Origin of the sequence: Pseudoduganella buxea (assembly GCF_009720835.1) — a bacterium.
GTDB lineage: Bacteria > Pseudomonadota > Gammaproteobacteria > Burkholderiales > Burkholderiaceae_D > Rugamonas > Rugamonas buxea.
This window is the reverse complement of record NZ_WNKZ01000041.1, coordinates 33,879-50,604: the sequence shown is the minus strand read 5'-3', so window position 1 is coordinate 50,604 and position 16,726 is coordinate 33,879. Positions and strand designations below refer to the sequence as shown.

Here is a 16,726-nt window from a genome sequence, read left to right as displayed (position 1 = left end):
TCAGGTACTTGTGGAAGTTCCAGGCCGCGCTGGATCGCTGCCAGCCGGGGCAGGCCGTGCGCCTGGCCGCCGGCGGCGAACTGCGTGCCTTCACGAGCGGCCCGCTGGTGCTGAAGAACGGCGTGGGCCTGCTGCTCGACGAAGGCGTCACCTTGTTCGCCAGCCGGGAACCGAAGCTGTTCGACCGTGGCGCCGGTACTTGCGGCACCATCGACACGGGCGGCAAGGGCTGCCGGCCCCTGATCGCCATCGACAAGGTGCGCGGTGCCGGCATCTACGGCGCCGGCACCATCGACGGCCAGGGCGGCCGCGTGCTGCAGGGCAAGAGCGAATCGTGGTGGCAGCTGGCACGCCGGGCGCAGAAGGAAAACGCCCGCCAGAACGCGCCGCGCCTGGTCGACATCACGAAGGCGCAGGACATCACGCTGTATGGCGTCACCCTGCGCGATTCGCCCAACTTCCACGTCGCCTTGAACGGCGTCGATGGCTTCACGGCGTGGGACGTGAAGATCGACACACCCGCCAGCGCCCGCAATACGGACGGCATCGACCCGATCTCGTCGCGCAACGTGACGATCGCCCACAGCTTCATCCGCACCGGCGACGACAACGTCGCCATCAAGGCCGGCAACAGCGGACCGACGGAGAATGTCACCGTGCGCGACAGCCATTTCTACGGCGGCCACGGCATGTCCATCGGCAGCGAGACCAACGGCGGCCTGCGCCGCGTGCTGGTGGAGAACCTGACGGTCGACGGCGCCACGTCCGGCCTGCGCATCAAGAGCGACGTCTCGCGCGGCGGCACAGTCGATGGCGTGACCTACCGGAACGTCTGCCTGCGCAACAACAAGACGCCGATCGACATCACCAGCGACTACGCCAGGGATGCCAGGGGCAAGCTCGTGCCCAGCTACGCCAACCTGCTGTTCGACGGCGTGCGCAGCACGACGCCGGGCCAGGTGGTGGTGCAGGGCTTCGATGCGGCGCATCCGGTCGGTGCGACCTTGCGCAACGTGGCGGTTCCGGGCCGGCAGCAACTGGCCCACGCCGTCATCGAGGGCCGCTGGGACAGCGTGGCCGCGCCCGATTGCGAAGGACGCTTCGTGCCGTTCCCCGTGACGGGCGAGCCGCGCGTGCGGCCGCAACTGCCGACGGACGCCGGCAAGAAGCTGTCGATGCTGGAAGTGCTGAGAACCACCGGCCGCGCCGGCAGCGAGATCACCGATCCGTGGGACCCGCTGGCCGATCCGCTGGCCAAGGGGGCCGCATTCAAGGCCGACTACATCGTCGACGCCGGCGCCAAGGTCGATGGCGTGAAGCTGTTCGCCACCGTGCAGGCGGCCGTCAGCCGCGCCGTGACGGACAGCGCGGCCCGGCCGGAACGCCGGGAGCGGCTGTACATCCTCGTCAAGCCGGGCAGCTACAGGGAACTGGTCTACGTGCCCGCGTCGAACCGGCCGATCACCCTTTACGGCGAAGGCAAATCGGCGCAGGACACGGTCATCACGGCGGGCCTGGATGCGGCGGTGGCACCGGGCGACTACGCGCGCCAGTTCGGCGCCCAGTTCGACAACGCCGACCCGGCCATTCGCGCCATGCATGCGCTGGTGCGCGAACGCACGGGCAATATCTCCACCAGCGGCTCGATGACGATGTGGGTGCGCAACCACGGCTTCCAGGCCCGCAACCTGACGATCGAGAACTCGTACAACAAGGCCACCGGCAACGCCCGCGAGGAATGCGGCGAGCGGGCCTGCGGCAACAACGCGCCCGATGCACAGGCCAACAAGGTGCACCACCAGGCCGTGGCGCTGACGGTGGAAGGGGCCGACAAGGCCCAGTTCGAGAACGTGCGGCTGATCGGCTTCCAGGACACGCTGTACCTGAAATCGGCGGAAGCGCGCGTGACGGCGCGCAGCTTCTTCCACCGCTCGTATATCGAAGGCGACGTCGATTTCATCTTCGGCGACACGACGGCGTATTTCTACCGCAGCGAGATCAAGTCGCTGGGCGACCGCAGCACATCCTACGTGGGCGCGCCCAATACCAACTGGCGCACGAAGTACGGCCTGGTGTTCGATACCTGCCGCTTCACCAACGACGGTTCGCCCAATGCGCTGGCCGGCAAGTTCTACCTGGCGCGCCAGTGGTTCCACAATTCGCGCTGCTCGCCGTATGCACCGGTGGACGTGGAAGGCTATGCCTGCGTGCTGGGCAGCGAAAGCGTCTACCGCAAGCCGAAGGGCACGATCACGCCGACCGTGCTGGAAACGGTGGGCAAGATGCTGGTCGTGAATTCGACCATCGGCCGGCATATCGACCGTGCCCGGCCCTGGTCGGACTGGAACCGCCCCGGCACCCTCGCTTACCGCCCGGCCCAGTTCACCTCCAGCGACTTCTGGACCAACCTGGGCAAGGCAGGCTTCGACCCCGTGAAGGACCTGGGCTACACGGCAGCGCCCGCGCCAGCGGACATCTATCTGGCGGAATTTAACAATGCAGACGAATAAGGGAGACAGCATGCGCAGCACCATGGAAAGCAGGATCGACACGCAACGCCGCACGATGATGAAGGCCGTTTCGGCAACGGGCCTGGCCCTGGCGGCCGGCGGAACGTCGGCGGCCATCGCCGACGATCCCTGGGCGCGCGCCAGGGAGATCGCCCAGCGGCTGTCCAGGCCCCTGGCATTCCGCGACCAGGATTTCGTCATCACCGAGTTCGGCGCCGCGCCGTGCCAGCTCGTCAAGGTCAAGGCCTGGGTCTCGCATGACGACCAGGGCGTCATCGATACGCAGGCACCGGGTTCGAAGGACTGCTATGCTGCCATCGCCGCGGCCATCGCGGCCTGCCACAAGGCCGGCGGCGGTCGCGTCGTCATCCCGGCCGGGAACTGGTACGTGGCCGGGCCCATCGTGCTGCTGTCGAACGTGCACGTGCACCTGAAGAAGGGCGCCCACGTCTACTTCAGCAACGACCCGCGCGACTACGCCAAGTATGGCGACTTCGATTGCGGCAAGAACGGCAAGCTGGTGCTGACGCGCTGGCAGAGCAACGACTGCCTGAACTTCGCGTCGATGATCTATGCCTACGGCCAGGACAATATCGCGCTGACGGGAGAGGACTGGACCAGCCGCCTGAACGGGCAGGGCGGCGTGCCCTTCCCGGGCAGCACCGACTGCTGGTGGACGTGGAAGGGCAAGAACCGCACGATCAACGCCGTCTCGCAGGTCAATACGCCCGGCGACGGCCCGGGCAAGATCAACCAGCGCATCGCCAATCCCGTCAACCCGACGTCGCTGGCGGCCGTGACGCCGGGGCTGACGGAGGAGGAGCGCCTGCTGATCCAGGGCGAAGGCGACAAATGGCGCGCCGACGAGCAGTACCTGCCGGCCCTGTCCGAGGCGGGCGTGCCGGTGGCGAAGCGGGTGTTCGGCCTGGGCCACTACCTGCGCCCGTCGATGGTGCACCTGATCGGCTGCACCAATGTGCTGCTTCAGGGTTACCACGTGGTGCACACGCCGTTCTGGCAGCACCACCCGGTCCACTGCCGCAATATCGTGTTCCGCAACGTGCACGCGGAGAGCCATGGCCCGAATAGCGACGGCTTCGATCCCGAGAGCTGCGACATGGTGCTGGTCGAAGGCTGCACCTTCGATGCGGGCGACGACTGCATCGCCATCAAGGCGGGCAAGAACCGCGACACGCAGTACGGCCCGTCGCAGAACATCGTCATCCAGGACTGCATCATGCACAGCGGCCACGGCGCCGTCACCCTGGGCAGCGAGATGGCCGGCGGCATCCAGAACGTGTATGCGCAGAACCTCGTGTTCGAGAATACGCACTGGGCCACCAATCCCCTGAACACGGCGATCCGGCTGAAGACCAACATGAACCGGGGCGGCTACCTGCGCAATTTCTACGTCCGTAACGTCAAGATTCCGAACGGCGTGCAGACCAGCCCTTCGTTCTACACCACCCTGCCCAATTCGCCCATCGCGTCGAAGACGGTGGCCACCGCCGCCGGCGCCGTCGTCACCTTCGACTGCGACTACACGCCCACGGCCGACAGCGTGCGCCTGCGCCCGCCCGTGGTGGACAATATCCAGATCTCGAACGTCACGGTGGGCAACGTGAAGACGAAGAAGGACGGCCTGGCCTCGTGCTACCAGGCCATCGTCATCCTCGGCCCGGTGGCCACGGACTACAACGGTCCGCAGCCCATGCCGACGGTGCTCCCGGTCACGAACGTGACGATCAGCGACTGCGACTTCGGCACGCCGGTGAACCGCGAACAGCCCTGGTACCTCTACAACGTCAAGGGCCTGCGACTGATGCGCGTGAAGATCGGCGGCAAGGAGATCACGACGACCTTGTCGACCTGAGGCGGGTGGCGGCGCACGGGGCGGGCGGGTGTACGGCAATATCCGTGCGCTCGCTCCCTCCTGCGCCGTGATAAGGTTCCAATCCTCACGCAATCGGAGAAAGCACGATGGAACAGACCTACCAGGAAGCCGCGCCCACGCGCGCCGAGATCGATGCCCTGAGCGGCCCGGCCTTGCTCGAATTCGGCACCAACTGGTGCGGCCACTGCCGCACCGCGCAGCCACTGCTGGCCGAGGCCTATGCGGACCACGCGGGCATCCGCCACTTCAAGGTGGAGGACGGGCCCGGGCGCTTGCTGGGCCGGAGCTATCGTGTCAAACTGTGGCCGACCATGATCTTCCTGCAAGACGGGAAGGAAGTGGCACGCGTGGTACGCCCCGCCGACGCCAGCGAGATCCGCGATGCGTTTGCCAAGATCGCCACACCCGGCTGATGGCACTTTCTCTGTCAACGTAGCCCGGAGTATGCATGCATGAAGCTCAATCCGGTGCCGTGCGCAACAAGCCCGGCACCGTGCTGTTCGCCAGTCTGATCGGCACCACCATCGAATTCTACGATTTCTATATCTACGCGACGGCCGCCGTCCTCGTTTTCCCCAAGCTGTTCTTCCCCGCCGGCGACCCGGCGGCCGCCACCTTGCAGTCGCTCGTCACCTTTGCCATTGCCTTCCTGGCGCGCCCGGTCGGCTCGGCCGTGTTCGGCCACTTCGGCGACCGCATCGGCCGCAAGGCGACGCTGGTTGCCGCGCTGCTGACGATGGGCCTGTCGACGGTCTTCATCGGCATGCTGCCCACCTATGCCGCCATCGGCGTGTGGGCGCCGCTGCTGCTGGCGCTGTGCCGTTTCGGCCAGGGCCTGGGCCTGGGCGGGGAATGGGGCGGCGCGGTGCTGCTGGCCACGGAGAACGCCCCGCCCGGCAAGCGCGCCTGGTACGGCATGTTCCCGCAACTGGGCGCGCCGATCGGCTTCTTCCTGTCCGGCGGCATCTTCCTGCTGCTGTCCGAGGTGCTGACCGACGCCCAGTTCTTCAGCTACGGCTGGCGCATTCCCTTCCTGGCCAGCGCCCTGCTGGTGGTGGTGGGCTTGTACATCCGCCTGAAGATCCATGAAACGCCGGACTTCCAGAAGGTGCTGGACAAGGGCGAACGCGTCAAGGTGCCGGTGGTGACGGTGCTGCGCGATCACACGCGCGTGCTGGTGCTGGGCACCCTGATGGCGATGGCGACCTTCGTGCTGTTCTACCTGATGACGGTGTTCACGTTGAACTGGGGCGTCAGCGCGCTGGGCTTCTCGCGCCAGCACTTCCTCGTGCTGCAGCTGTTCGCCGTGCTGTTCTTCGGCCTGACCATTCCCGTCGCCGCGTTGTTGGCGGACCGCTTCGGCCGGCGCATCACCTTGATCGTCATCTCGGCGGCGATCGCCGTCTTCGGCCTCGTGCTGGCACCCCTGTTCGGCTCCGGCAGCACCACCCAGGTGACCTTGTTCCTGTGCCTGGGCCTGGCGTTGATGGGCATGACCTACGGCCCGCTGGGCACCATCCTGGCCGAGCTGTTCCCGCCCGAGGTGCGCTATACGGGTGCGTCGCTGACCTTCAACCTGGCCGGCATCCTGGGCGCGTCGATGGCACCGTACATCGCCATCAAGCTGGCCAGCGAGTACGGCCTGCAGTATGTGGGCTACTACCTTTCCGCCGCGGCCCTGGTCAGCCTCGTGGCCCTGGTGCTGGTGCGCGCCAAGTAAGAAGTCCGCGACGCCTTCCCCAATCGGATATTTCGGGGACAGGGCAGGCAAGGAACGCTGCTCCCTGCCTGCCCTGCTGCGCGGGCATGCTTGCCCGTGCGCCTTCCGGTCCCTTCGATTTCCTCTGCCTTTTTACAGAGCGAAGGCGGCCCCGGACAAGGGATGACGCCACGCCCTGGCCGCGTATGATGGACTGCATTCCGTCATCACAGGCACCACCATGCTCATCCTTCTCAATGGCCGCTTCCACACGGCCGACAAGTCCAAGCCCACCGCCAGCGCCGTCGCCATCGCGGACGGCAAATTCCTCGCCGTGGGCGATGCCGAAGAGGTCATGCGCCACCGCACGCCGGACGCGCAGGTGATCGACCTGAATGGCCGTACCGTCATTCCCGGCCTGAACGACTCGCACCTGCACCTGATCCGGGGCGGCCTGAATTACAACCTCGAGCTGCGCTGGGAAGGCGTGCCGTCGCTGGCCGATGCGCTGCGCATGCTGAAGGAGCAGGCGCTGCGCACGCCCAGCCCGCAGTGGGTGCGCGTCATCGGCGGCTGGAATGAGTTTCAGTTCGCCGAACGGCGCATGCCCACCATCGAGGACCTGAACGCGGCGGCGCCCGACACGCCCGTATTCGTGCTGCACCTGTACGACCGCGCGCTGCTGAACCGGGCCGCGCTGCGCGCCGTCGGCTACACCAAGGACACGCCCAATCCACCCGGCGGCGAGATCGTGCGCGACGCCGGCGGCAATCCGACCGGCATGCTGATCGCGCGGCCGAATGCGCTGATCCTGTATGCCACCCTGGCCAAGGGCCCGCGCCTGCCCCTGGAGCAGCAGGTCAATTCGACCCGCCACTTCATGCGTGAATTGAATCGCCTGGGCCTGACCAGCGCCATCGACGCCGGCGGCGGCTTCCAGAATTACCCCGAGGACTACGGCGTCGTCGAGCAGCTGGCAGCCCAGGACCAGCTGACCGTGCGCATCGCCTACAACCTGTTCACGCAGAACAAGGGCCAGGAGCTGCAGGACTTCCAGCGCTGGACTGACACCGTCACGCCGGGGCAGGGCACGGACTGGTACCGCCACAACGGCGCCGGCGAGATGCTGGTGTTCTCGGCGGCCGACTTCGAGGACTTCCTCGAGCCGCGCCCGGACCTGCCGCCCGAGATGGAGGGCCAGCTGGAACAGGTGGTGCGCCACCTGGTGAGCCAGCGCTGGCCGTTCCGCCTGCACGCCACGTATGACGAATCGATCGGGCGCATGCTCGACGTGTTCGAGAAGGTCAACCGCGACATTCCCTTCGACGGCCTGCACTGGATGTTCGACCACGCCGAGACCATCAGCCCGAAAAACATCGACCGTGTCAGGGCGCTGGGCGGCGGCATCGCCATCCAGCACCGCATGGCCTTCCAGGGCGAGTACTTCGTCGACCGCTACGGTGCCGACGCGGCCAAGGAGACCCCGCCGATCCGCCGGATGCTGGAAGCGGGCGTGCCGGTGGGCGCCGGCACCGATGCCACGCGCGTGGCCAGCTACAACCCGTGGACGGCGCTGTACTGGCTCGTGTCCGGCCGTACGGTGGGCGGCATGCGCCTGTATGACGCCGGCGACAAGCTGCCGCGCGAGACGGCGCTGGAGCTGTGGACCGCCGGCAGCGCGTGGTTCTCCAGCGAGCAAGGGAAAAAGGGACGCATCCAGGAAGGCATGCTGGCCGACCTGGCCGTGCTGTCCGCCGACTTCTTCCGCGTCGACGAGGAAGCCATCAAGGCCATCGAGTCGGTGCTGACGGTGGTGGGCGGGCGCATCGTGTTCGGCCAGGCCGAGTTCTCGAAGATCGGTCCGCCGGACCTGCCCGTGCTGCCCGAGTGGTCGCCCGTGGCCAAGGTGCCGGGCCACTACCGCGCCGTGCCGCCGCAGGCCGCGAAGGGCGCCGCACTGCCGCACCAGTGTGCCGGCGCGTGCGCGGTGCACGTGCACGCGCATGACGTGGCGCGCAAGTCGACGGTGCCGGTATCGGACTTCGGCGGCTTCTGGGGCGCCTTCGGCTGCAGCTGCTTCGCGTTCTAAGGACGGGCGATGAACTACGTGAAAATCCTGGCCGGCCTCGTGCTGTCCTTCGTTGTCGGCCTGGCGTGCCGGCGTTTCGATATTCCGGCGGCGTCGCCGCCCGTGCTGTCGGGCGCGCTGCTGGTGTTCATGATGAGCAGCGGCTACTGGCTGGTGGACCGCTTCGTCGCCCGCCGCGCCGCGCGCAACCGCCGGCACTGCGGCGGGCATGCGCTCGACGGTGCGGCGCCAGGGACCGTGCAATGAGCGCCCTCGTGATCGGCTCCGTGCTGGGCCTGGCCATCGGCGCCGTCTGCCGCGCCTGCGATATCCCGTCGCCGGCGCCGCCCACGCCCGTCGGCGCCTTGCTGGTCGTGGCGATGACGTCCGGTTATGTCGTGGGCGGGCTGCTGGGCTGAGGTCAGGCTTGCGGAGCGGGCGCCTGCACCAGCTGGGCCAGCAGCTTGTCGCGGTGCTGCATGACGAAGGCGTGGAACTTGTCTTCCTTGACCGCCAGCCGCACCACGCCGGGCAGCAGCGCGTAGCAGTAGCGCGCCAGCGTGGCAACGGCGGCGTCGTTCCGCAGCGCCGCCACGGAGACGGCGCCCGGCTTGCCGTGCACGGCTTTCAGGATATCTTCACGGCGCTCGGCGATCATCCGGTTCAGGGGTGTCATCAGGTCGGGCATGCTTCCTCCAAAAAATTTCCAGTGTAGGGAGGATATGGCCGCGCCTGCTGATCCGGCGCAAGCCGGCAGCGCCCTCAGTTCAGCCAGGTGATGACGGCCAGCCCGCCGGCCGCGGCATCGCGGTAGAACGTGCGCAGCGTGTCCAGATTCTCCAGCAGGTAGTCCAGGGCTTCGTCGCCTTCGTCCCAGATGTTCGGATAGATTTCCGCCATCGCGTCCGGCGCGAAGCGCGTGCGCAGCGTCTCGTCCGTCACGCTGGCCAGCGCGGCGGCGATGGCCGGCACGTCGGCTGCATCGGTGGCCATGGCGGGTCCGTAGCCGACATCCTCGTCGCCCACCGGCACGCGCCCGAACACGACATTGGCCAGCGGCCCGGCGCCGGCCGCGACTGTACCTGTCAGCAGGAAGTGGATGCCGTGCCAGGCCTTGTCGACGTCCACCACATCGTTCTCATGGCTGTCCAGCACGTCATGAATGCGCTCGGGCTCGTCACGCAGGGCGGCCAGTTCCGTTTGAGGCAAGGCAAGGAAGCTGCCGATCATCGACATGGTGACTCCAATCCGTTGAAGTAAAACCCGACGGTAGCATAAAGGCGGGCAGGCCGGCAGTGAGGACAGCGCGCAACAGTCTCCCACCGCCATTGCGTTGACGCAACTTGCTGCCAAGCTACAACCTCTACAGTAGCCACAAGGCAAGTCGAGGATAGCGGAGGAGGACGGACATGAACGGCAAAGTGGCGTTGGGCGTACTGCTGCTGATGGCAGGCGGATTGATCTATGCTGCCTCGCACCATCAGCAGGAGGCGGCGCAGTCGAGCGTGCCGCAGGAATTTCGCGGCGAAGGCACGCGTCTGAGCCACGCCGACGGCGTGTCGCCGCACCGGCGCGCCCATCAGCAACTGGCCTGGCTGGGGCCGATCGAAAGCATCCACAAGGATGAGTTGACGCGCCGCATGCACCGCGTCATGGACCAGGTGCGGCAGGACGTGGCGGCGGTGCAGGACCCGGTCGGCTTCGAGTGCAAGGAGCCGGCCGAGGTGGGGCCGGTACCGCTGCTGGACGCCGTCGACGCCTGGCTGGACGGCTTTCCGGACAGCCGGCGCGACCGCACCCTGACGCGCAACCTGTACCGCGCCGCCGAGCAGGGCAACTGGCTGGCGCGGGTGCAGGTGTACGCCTTGCTGGCCGAGCGCCCCGCGCGCGACAGCTCCACCGCCTACCGTACCATGCAGCTGATGGAATGGCTGCAGCAGCACGGCATCGGCGCGCTGCATGGCCTCGTCGGCGAGGCGCTGACGGGCCGCCCGCGGGCCGGCGCGGCCCGGGCCATCACCCAGTCGGACTTGTTCGCCGCCCTGCACCACAGCTACCCGGCCCAGAACAAGGTCGGTCATGAACTGCGACGCAGCGGCGACCCGCACCTGGCGGCCGTCGGCCAGAAGATGATGGACTGCGCCGCCCACGCGCTGCCGGCCTATGCGCGCATGTTCGGGGCGCACGATGCGCCGACGGCGCATTGACCCCTCGGCCTGCCGGTAAAACGTTTTCCATCGAGCCTGTCATAAGGCCGTCAGCCGATAAGGTACGATAGCGAATCCGCTCACGTCCCGTGGGCGAAGGCGCAGTGACCTGGCCCGCCACGGCAAGCGCGCCGTTCCGCGTCTCGTCAAGAACGGCGAGGACAGGCGAGACCAGATGCGTATTTTCGATTTCCTGAAACCCAAATGGACCGGCGTCATGATGACGGCCGACGATCGCCGCAAGGTCTTCTGGGCGATCAAGCGCAAGAGCAGCTACACGGCCTGGAAGCGCGAAGCCGATGTGTTCGAGCGCTTTGCCGGTGTGTTCGGCAAGCAGGTGCGCGAGCAGCCCGTGGCGCCGGGCGGGATGTTCGATACCAGCTGGGCACCGTTCCATGGGCGCGTGCTGAAGGCCCAGGCCCTGTATGCGCAAGCGCTGGAGCGCCTGCTGCAGGGCGACCGCGGCATTTTCCTGCGCAACAGCCGTGGCGCAATGGTCGAGGCCACCGACCTGGCCGATCACTGGCACACCGAGCTGGTCAACCATGGCATGCGCGGCGACCATTTTTACGAAGGCAAGTATGTGCCGCGGATGACGGCGCTGATGCGCGAATTTTTCGATGCAGGGCAGGAGCGCGGCTACCTGGAACCGCGCATGGAGCCGACGCCCGCGCCGGAGGCGTGGACCACCGACTGGTACGCGCAGTATGCCCGCTTGCCCCTCCCGGCCGAGCTGGACGACGTACCGGAACTGGCCAGCGAGCTGCTCATCAAGACCGGTGACACGGTGCCGCTGTTCGGCATCTACGAGCCGCAGATCAAGGACGGCTGCATGAACTACCTGCTCGCTGGCAGCCAGGCGCCGCCGATGTGGGAAACGGCCGGCGGCACCGGCACGGGCAAGGTCATCGACGTCACGTGGCGGCTGCTGTGGGAGGACACGCGCTACCAGGACGGCAATGTCCCCGCCGAAGAGAAGCTGTACTTCATCGCGCCTACCGCTTGACGATCACCGCCTCCAGGTAAGCCGCCGGCGCCACCAGGGCCCGGCCGCCGGAGCGGTCGTTGTTGCGGGCCAGCTCGACCAGGTCGCGCTGCAAGGCCGCCTGGCGGTCGCCGTCCAGCGCGGCGAAGGCCTTCAGCACGGGCCCGTAGAAGTCGCGGAAGACCTGCACCAGGTGCTCGGCCGACCGGTAGCGGAAGTTGAATTCGCGCCGGGTGCACCGCAGCGTCGCGCCCGTGCCGAACAATTCGTGCAGATGTGCTTCCGTGCCCCACAGCAGCGGCGACGCGACCCCGGCCGGGGGCGGCACGTAGCTGCCGACGACGCGAAACATCTGGCCGATGAAGCCGTCCGGTGTCCAGCTGGCCACGCCGATCCGGCCGCCCGGGCGCAGCACGCGCAGCATCTCGGCGGCGCTCTTGGCATGGTCCGGCGCGAACATCACGCCGAAGGTGGACAGCACGCAGTCGAACTGGCCGTCTTCGAAAGGCAGGGCTTCCGCATCGGCCACCTGGAACGCGACGTCCAGGCCCTCGGCCTGGGCCCGGGCGCGGCCCTTGTCCAGCAGCGCCGGCACGTAATCGGTCGACGTGACGGTGGCGAAGCGGCGTGCCGCGGCCAAGGTGGCATTGCCGTTGCCGGCGGCCACGTCGAGCACCTGCTCGCCGCCGCACACATCGGCCGCCTCGGCCAGCAATTCGCCGACGATCTGCAAGGTGGTGCCGACTACGGCGAAGTCGCCGCTGGCCCAGGTGGCCTGCTGGCGCGTCTTGATGGCCCGGTAATCGGGCGCCGCGACGGGGTCGGGCTTCTCGGCTGTCATGGTCATCGTGCTCTCCTTCGATTCATGGTTGCACAGCCATTATTGGCCCGCTGCCGCGCTTGACGCTTGTCCGGACGTCGTTCATCCTTGACTGAACGTCCGCTTTGGCGGGAGGCCGGGATGGAAACCGACACGCTGTCCGATGTTCTGCGCACCGTGCGCCTGCGCGGGGCGGCGTTCTATGCCGTCAGCGTCGCCGGCGACTGGGCGGTGGAGGCACCGCCCGCCGTCGAAGTGGCCGACACCGTGCTGCCCGGCGCCGTCCACGTGATGGAATACCACGTGCTGCTCGATGGCGCCGCCTGGGCCGCCCTGCCGGGCCAGGCTCCCGTGCGGCTGGCCCCGGGCGACGTTGTCGTCTTCCCGCAGGGCGATCCCCATATCCTGTGCAGCGCGCCCGGCGTGCCGCCGCTACGGTTTTCGCCGGACTGGGTCCGCGCCACCGAGGCCGTGCCGAAACCGATGGCCATCGCGATCGATGGCGCCAGGTTCGCCTGGGGCGCCGGGGCACGGCGGCCGGCGCAGGCCAGCGATATCGTGTGCGGTTTTCTCGGCTGCGATCACGGGCCCTTCAACCCGCTGCTGGAGGCGCTGCCGCGCATGCTGCACGTGGCCGCGGACGGCGACGGCCTGTGGCTGCGCCAGCTGATGCGCCAGGCAGTACAGGCGTGCCGCAGCGACGCGCCCGGCGGCGGGGCCCTGGTCGAACGCATCAGCGAAACCATGTTCATCGATGCCGTGCGGCGTCACGCCGGCCGGTTGCCGGCGCAGGCCACCGGCTGGCTGGCTGCGCTGCGCGACCGGCAGGTGGGCAGGGCCCTGGCGCTGGTGCACGCGGACCCCCAGCATCCGTGGAGCATCGCCGAACTGGCCGGTGCCGCGGCCCTGTCGCGTTCGGCCTTCTGCGAGCGCTTCACCCGCCTCGTCGGGGTGGCGCCGGCCCGCTACGTGGCACGCTGGCGCATCGAAGTGGCGGCCACCTTGCTGCGCCAGAGCGGCGCGACCGTGGCGGCGATTGCCTTCGACGTCGGCTACGAATCGGAAGCGGCCTTTACGCGCGCATTTTCGCGCATGGTGGGGGTGCCGCCATCGCGCTGGCGGGGCGCCAACGAAAAAAAGCCGCTGACCTTGCGATCAGCGGCTTTTCCGACGTCTGGTGGTGATAGGTGGACTTGAACCACCGACCCCAGCATTATGAGTGCTGTGCTCTAACCAGCTGAGCTATATCACCGAAACTTTGACAACCCGACAAGGCGTCGCCTTGAAAGAAAATTGGCCCGATCCGTTGCCGGTCAGGCCATCTTCAGAAATTCTGGTGGTGGTGATAGGTGGACTTGAACCACCGACCCCAGCATTATGAGTGCTGTGCTCTAACCAGCTGAGCTATATCACCGCAACGGCAAGCATTATGAGCTCCGCCGTGTTGTCTGTCAAGGAAGTCGGCGTTTTTTTGCGGCAACGAAACGTGCCGATATCAATTCGTCACGCCCGCGCGGCGCCGCTCAAGCGTCCAGCCGCGCCAGGATCTGCGCCGTCGCATCCGCTTGCAGGCAGTCGATGACGATCCGTTCCGGCATCGAGCGCAGCCACGTCAGCTGGCGCTTGGCCAACTGGCGCGTGGCGATGATGCCCGTCTCGCGCATGGCCTTGTAGTCGATGTGGCCGTCCAGGTATTCCCACGCCTGGCGGTAGCCCACGCAGCGCATCGACGGCAGGCCCGGATGCAGGTCGCCGCGCCGGCGCAGCTGTTCCACTTCGTCCAGCAGGGCGTCGCCTTCCAGCATCTGGTCGAAGCGCCGCGCGATGCGTTCATGCAGCACGGCGCGGTCGGACGGCTCCAGGGCGAAGGACTGCAAGGCGAACGGCAGCTCCTCGTGCTCGCGCTGGGCCAGCAGTTCGGACATGGGCCGGCCCGCCAGTTCGATGATCTCCAGCGCCCGCTGGATGCGCTGGGCGTCGTTCGGCTTGAGCCGCGCCGCCGTCGCCGGGTCCAGGGTGGCCAGGCGCGCATGCATGGCGGGCCAGCCGACCTTCGCCGCCTCGTCTTCCAGTGCGGCGCGCAGGGCCGGGTCGGCGCCGGGCAGGTCGTCCAGGCCGTCGGCCAGGCCCTTGAAGTACAGCATGGTGCCGCCCACCAGCAGCGGCAGCTTGCCGCGCCCGACGATGTCGGCCACGAGCCGCAGCGTGTCGAGGCGGAACTGCGCCACCGAGTAGCTGTCGAGCGGGTCGAGGATGTCGATCAGGTGGTGCGGTACCGCCGCCAGTTCCGCGCGCGACGGCTTGGCCGTGCCGATGTCCATGCCCCGGTAGACCAGGGCGGAATCGACGGAGATGATTTCGGACGGAATCCGTGCGGCGATGGCCAGCGCGGCGGCTGTCTTGCCCGACGCGGTCGGGCCCATGATGGCCACCGCGCGGGGCCGTTTTTCTGGAAGAGTCATGACGATGTTATTGGCCGCGCAGGAACAGCTTGTCGAGCGCATTGATCTCGACCTGCACCCACGTGGGGCGGCCGTGATTGCACTGGTCGGCCCGTTCGGTGCTTTCCATCTGGCGCAGCAGGGCGTTCATTTCGGGTTGGGTCAGGATGCGGTTGGCGCGCACGGCCGTGTGGCAGGCCAGGGTGCCCAGCAGCTCGTTGCGCCGCTCGATCAGCACGCGCGAGCCGCCGAATTCGCGCACGTCGCGCAGCACGTCGCGCGCCAGGGTCTGCGCGTCGGCGTTCTTCAGCAGGGCCGGCACGGCGCGCACGGCCAGGGTGGTGGGCGAGAGCACGGCGATATCGAAGCCCAAGGTCGCCAGGGTGTCGCCGTGTTCCTGCACCGTGCCCACTTCGATGGCGTCGGCATAGAAGGTCACGGGAATGAGCAGGGTCTGCACCTGCATCTCGCTGCCGGCGATCTGCGCATCGAGCGCGTTCTTCAGCTGCTCGTACAGGATGCGCTCGTGCGCCGCGTGCATGTCCACCAGCACCAGGCCCTTGCTGTTCTGCGCCAGGATGTAGATGCCGTGCAGCTGTGCCAGCGCGAAGCCGAGCGGGAATTCCTCGTGCGCCAGAGCCGCCGACGACGCCGTGTAGCGCGTCGCCTCGGGCAGCTGGTAGGGCGCGGCGACCTGCTGGGCGCGGGGCGGCGTGCCGTCGGCGAACAGGGCGCCATAGCGCTCGGTGCTTTGCGCCACGCCGCCGCCGTCGGCCGCGCGGCCATACGGCGACGGCGAGAAGGTCGGCGTGTACGAGGGATTCAGGATCGAGCCGAACGACGCCTGCTGCTGCGGGCGCCACAGGGGGCCGCCCGTGCTGCCCAGGGTGTCGGCGGCCGGCAAGGGCGAAGGCACGCTGCCGTGCGACGTGGCCGACGTCTGCGCCAGCGCGCGCTGCACGGCATGGAAGACGAACTGGTGGACGGCGCGGCCGTCGCGGAAGCGCACTTCGATCTTCGACGGGTGGACGTTGACGTCCACCAGCGCCGGATCGAGGTCGAGCGCCAGCACGTAGGATGGGAAACGGTCGCCGTGCAGCACGTCCTCGTAGGCCGCGCGCACGGCGTGCACCAGCAGCTTGTCGCGCACGTAGCGGCCGTTGACATAGAAGTACTGGCAGTCGGCCCGGCCCTTCGAGGCCGTCGGCAGGCCGGCGAAGCCGTGCAGATGCAGCACGCCCGAGCCTTCGTCGATCGGCAGGCGCGCCTCGGCGAAGGTCTCGCCCAGGATCTGCGCGCTGCGCTTTTCCATCGTCGACGCCATCCAGTGGTCCACCGTGCGTCCGTTGTGCGACAGGGTGAAGGCCACGTCCGGCCGGGCCAGCGCGATGCGGCGCACGACTTCGGCGCAGTGGCCGAATTCCGTCTGCTCGGACTTCAGGAACTTGCGGCGGGCCGGCGTGTTGTAGTACAGGTCCTGCACATTGATGGTAGTGCCGGGTGCGCCGGACGAAGGCTGCACCGTGCCCAGGTGCGAACCTTCCAGCTCCCACGCGTGGGCGGCATCGGCCGTGCGGGATGTGAGCGTGACGACGGCAACCGACGCGATCGACGCCAGCGCCTCGCCCCGGAAGCCCAGCGTGCCGACGTTTTCCAGGTCGTCCAGCGACGCGATCTTCGACGTGGCATGGCGGGCCAGCGCCAGCGGCATCTGCTCGGGCGGAATGCCGCGGCCGTTATCGGTGATGCAGATGCGCTTGACGCCGCCTTCCTCCAGCCGCACGGTGATCTGCGTGCCGCCCGCGTCCAGCGCGTTTTCCAGCAATTCCTTGACGACGGCGGAAGGCCGCTCGACCACTTCGCCCGCCGCGATCTGGGAGATGAGCTGGTCGGGCAGGGCGCAAATGGGGCGGGGGGCGGGAGGGGCGTTCATAGCCGCCCATTATAACTGGCGTCTTGCGGCCGGGTTCGTGTCCACCGTGGGGTCAGACCCGGACGTAGACACGGGCTGGGCTGTGGGCCGGAAGTGCGTTGATGAAATAGAGGCTTTGTATGGTCGGGCTCGTGTCCGTGTCGGGGTCTGAGAGGAGACATGGTTTGCA

15 protein-coding genes and 2 tRNA genes are annotated in these 16,726 nt (G+C 67.8%); 10 read left to right on the top strand and 7 right to left on the bottom strand.

From position 1 onward, the window contains the following. From GM672_RS15135 to GM672_RS15105, 7 genes are all read left to right on the top strand, one after another. Nucleotides 1–2,510 (top strand): pectinesterase family protein (locus tag GM672_RS15135; protein WP_155471366.1); only part of this gene is annotated, 2,510 nt, incomplete at its 5' end. A 10-nt stretch (nucleotides 2,511–2,520) separates the two neighbouring features. Beyond that, a complete protein-coding gene (locus GM672_RS15130) occupies nucleotides 2,521–4,383 on the top strand; it encodes a glycoside hydrolase family 28 protein (protein ID WP_229417749.1) in 1,863 nt (620 codons plus the stop codon). A gap of 107 nt (nucleotides 4,384–4,490) precedes the next feature. After that, nucleotides 4,491–4,817: a thioredoxin family protein gene (locus tag GM672_RS15125; RefSeq protein ID WP_155471365.1), complete on the top strand. Its 327-nt coding sequence runs from the start codon at nucleotides 4,491–4,493 to the stop codon at nucleotides 4,815–4,817. 35 nt (nucleotides 4,818–4,852) lie between these two features. After that, nucleotides 4,853–6,124, top strand: coding sequence for an MFS transporter (locus tag GM672_RS15120; protein ID WP_155471364.1), 1,272 nt, complete (start codon nucleotides 4,853–4,855; stop codon nucleotides 6,122–6,124). Between the two features lie 220 nt (nucleotides 6,125–6,344). Continuing rightward, nucleotides 6,345–8,192 carry an amidohydrolase gene (locus GM672_RS15115; protein ID WP_155471363.1) on the top strand — a complete coding sequence of 616 codons (1,848 nt, stop codon included), beginning with the start codon at nucleotides 6,345–6,347 and terminating at the stop codon, nucleotides 8,190–8,192. Nucleotides 8,193–8,201: 9 nt separating this feature from the next. Continuing rightward, complete coding sequence (locus tag GM672_RS15110; RefSeq protein WP_155471362.1) at nucleotides 8,202–8,438, top strand: DUF1427 family protein; 237 nt, start codon at nucleotides 8,202–8,204, stop codon at nucleotides 8,436–8,438. Continuing rightward, nucleotides 8,435–8,590: a XapX domain-containing protein gene (locus tag GM672_RS15105; RefSeq protein ID WP_155471361.1), complete on the top strand. Its 156-nt coding sequence runs from the start codon at nucleotides 8,435–8,437 to the stop codon at nucleotides 8,588–8,590. The genes GM672_RS15110 and GM672_RS15105 overlap by 4 nt, the downstream gene beginning before the upstream one ends. A gap of 2 nt (nucleotides 8,591–8,592) precedes the next feature. Here the strand turns inward: GM672_RS15105 and GM672_RS15100 are convergent, their stop codons facing one another. Together GM672_RS15100 and GM672_RS15095 are read right to left on the bottom strand one after the other, a co-directional pair. Beyond that, nucleotides 8,593–8,859, bottom strand: a complete 267-nt coding sequence (locus GM672_RS15100; protein WP_155471360.1) for a hypothetical protein — start codon at nucleotides 8,857–8,859, stop codon at nucleotides 8,593–8,595. 74 nt (nucleotides 8,860–8,933) lie between these two features. Then, a complete protein-coding gene (locus GM672_RS15095) occupies nucleotides 8,934–9,407 on the bottom strand; it encodes a YfbM family protein (protein ID WP_170300079.1) in 474 nt (157 codons plus the stop codon). A gap of 173 nt (nucleotides 9,408–9,580) precedes the next feature. Between GM672_RS15095 and GM672_RS15090 the strand changes: the two genes are divergently transcribed. Next, the gene (locus GM672_RS15090) at nucleotides 9,581–10,378 is read left to right on the top strand and encodes a hypothetical protein (RefSeq protein ID WP_155471358.1); all 798 of its coding nucleotides are present in this window, start codon (nucleotides 9,581–9,583) and stop codon (nucleotides 10,376–10,378) included. Nucleotides 10,379–10,553: 175 nt separating this feature from the next. After that, on the top strand, nucleotides 10,554–11,384 hold the full coding sequence (locus GM672_RS15085; RefSeq protein WP_155471357.1) for an Imm71 family immunity protein: 831 nt from the start codon (nucleotides 10,554–10,556) through the stop codon (nucleotides 11,382–11,384). Here GM672_RS15085 and GM672_RS15080 read toward each other — a convergent pair. Beyond that, on the bottom strand, nucleotides 11,374–12,210 hold the full coding sequence (locus GM672_RS15080) for a class I SAM-dependent methyltransferase (protein WP_229417748.1): 837 nt from the start codon (nucleotides 12,208–12,210) through the stop codon (nucleotides 11,374–11,376). The two genes, GM672_RS15085 and GM672_RS15080, sit on opposite strands and share 11 nt — an antisense overlap. 114 nt (nucleotides 12,211–12,324) lie before the next feature. Here GM672_RS15080 and GM672_RS15075 point away from each other — a divergent pair, with 114 nt between their 5' ends. Next, nucleotides 12,325–13,380, top strand: coding sequence for an AraC family transcriptional regulator (locus tag GM672_RS15075; protein WP_155471356.1), 1,056 nt, complete (start codon nucleotides 12,325–12,327; stop codon nucleotides 13,378–13,380). Here the strand turns inward: GM672_RS15075 and GM672_RS15070 are convergent. The 4 genes from GM672_RS15070 to mutL form a co-directional block, all read right to left on the bottom strand. After that, nucleotides 13,359–13,435 (bottom strand) — tRNA-Met (locus GM672_RS15070). The genes GM672_RS15075 and GM672_RS15070 overlap by 22 nt on opposite strands. Before the next feature lie 85 nt (nucleotides 13,436–13,520). Further along, a tRNA-Met gene (locus GM672_RS15065) sits at nucleotides 13,521–13,597 on the bottom strand. 109 nt (nucleotides 13,598–13,706) lie between these two features. Beyond that, nucleotides 13,707–14,645, bottom strand: a complete 939-nt coding sequence (gene miaA / locus GM672_RS15060; RefSeq protein WP_155471355.1) for a tRNA (adenosine(37)-N6)-dimethylallyltransferase MiaA — start codon at nucleotides 14,643–14,645, stop codon at nucleotides 13,707–13,709. A 7-nt stretch (nucleotides 14,646–14,652) separates the two neighbouring features. Further along, entirely contained in the window at nucleotides 14,653–16,557 is a 1,905-nt protein-coding gene (gene mutL, locus GM672_RS15055; protein WP_155471354.1) for a DNA mismatch repair endonuclease MutL, read from the bottom strand. Nucleotides 16,558–16,726: the final 169 nt, after the last annotated feature.

Excerpts from the sequence above, each read along its gene's own strand:
- GM672_RS15130 (WP_229417749.1), top strand. The coding sequence starts at position 2,521 with ATGCGCAGCACCATGGAAAGCAGGATCGACACGCAACGCCGCACGATG.
- GM672_RS15125 (WP_155471365.1), top strand. The coding sequence starts at position 4,491 with ATGGAACAGACCTACCAGGAAGCCGCGCCCACGCGCGCCGAGATCGAT.
- GM672_RS15120 (WP_155471364.1), top strand. The coding sequence starts at position 4,853 with ATGCATGAAGCTCAATCCGGTGCCGTGCGCAACAAGCCCGGCACCGTG.
- GM672_RS15115 (WP_155471363.1), top strand. The coding sequence starts at position 6,345 with ATGCTCATCCTTCTCAATGGCCGCTTCCACACGGCCGACAAGTCCAAG.
- GM672_RS15110 (WP_155471362.1), top strand. The coding sequence starts at position 8,202 with ATGAACTACGTGAAAATCCTGGCCGGCCTCGTGCTGTCCTTCGTTGTC.
- GM672_RS15105 (WP_155471361.1), top strand. The coding sequence starts at position 8,435 with ATGAGCGCCCTCGTGATCGGCTCCGTGCTGGGCCTGGCCATCGGCGCC.
- GM672_RS15100 (WP_155471360.1), bottom strand. The coding sequence starts at position 8,859 with ATGCCCGACCTGATGACACCCCTGAACCGGATGATCGCCGAGCGCCGT.
- GM672_RS15095 (WP_170300079.1), bottom strand. The coding sequence starts at position 9,407 with ATGTCGATGATCGGCAGCTTCCTTGCCTTGCCTCAAACGGAACTGGCC.
- GM672_RS15090 (WP_155471358.1), top strand. The coding sequence starts at position 9,581 with ATGAACGGCAAAGTGGCGTTGGGCGTACTGCTGCTGATGGCAGGCGGA.
- GM672_RS15085 (WP_155471357.1), top strand. The coding sequence starts at position 10,554 with ATGCGTATTTTCGATTTCCTGAAACCCAAATGGACCGGCGTCATGATG.
- GM672_RS15080 (WP_229417748.1), bottom strand. The coding sequence starts at position 12,210 with ATGACCATGACAGCCGAGAAGCCCGACCCCGTCGCGGCGCCCGATTAC.
- GM672_RS15075 (WP_155471356.1), top strand. The coding sequence starts at position 12,325 with ATGGAAACCGACACGCTGTCCGATGTTCTGCGCACCGTGCGCCTGCGC.
- miaA (WP_155471355.1), bottom strand. The coding sequence starts at position 14,645 with ATGACTCTTCCAGAAAAACGGCCCCGCGCGGTGGCCATCATGGGCCCG.
- mutL (WP_155471354.1), bottom strand. The coding sequence starts at position 16,557 with ATGAACGCCCCTCCCGCCCCCCGCCCCATTTGCGCCCTGCCCGACCAG.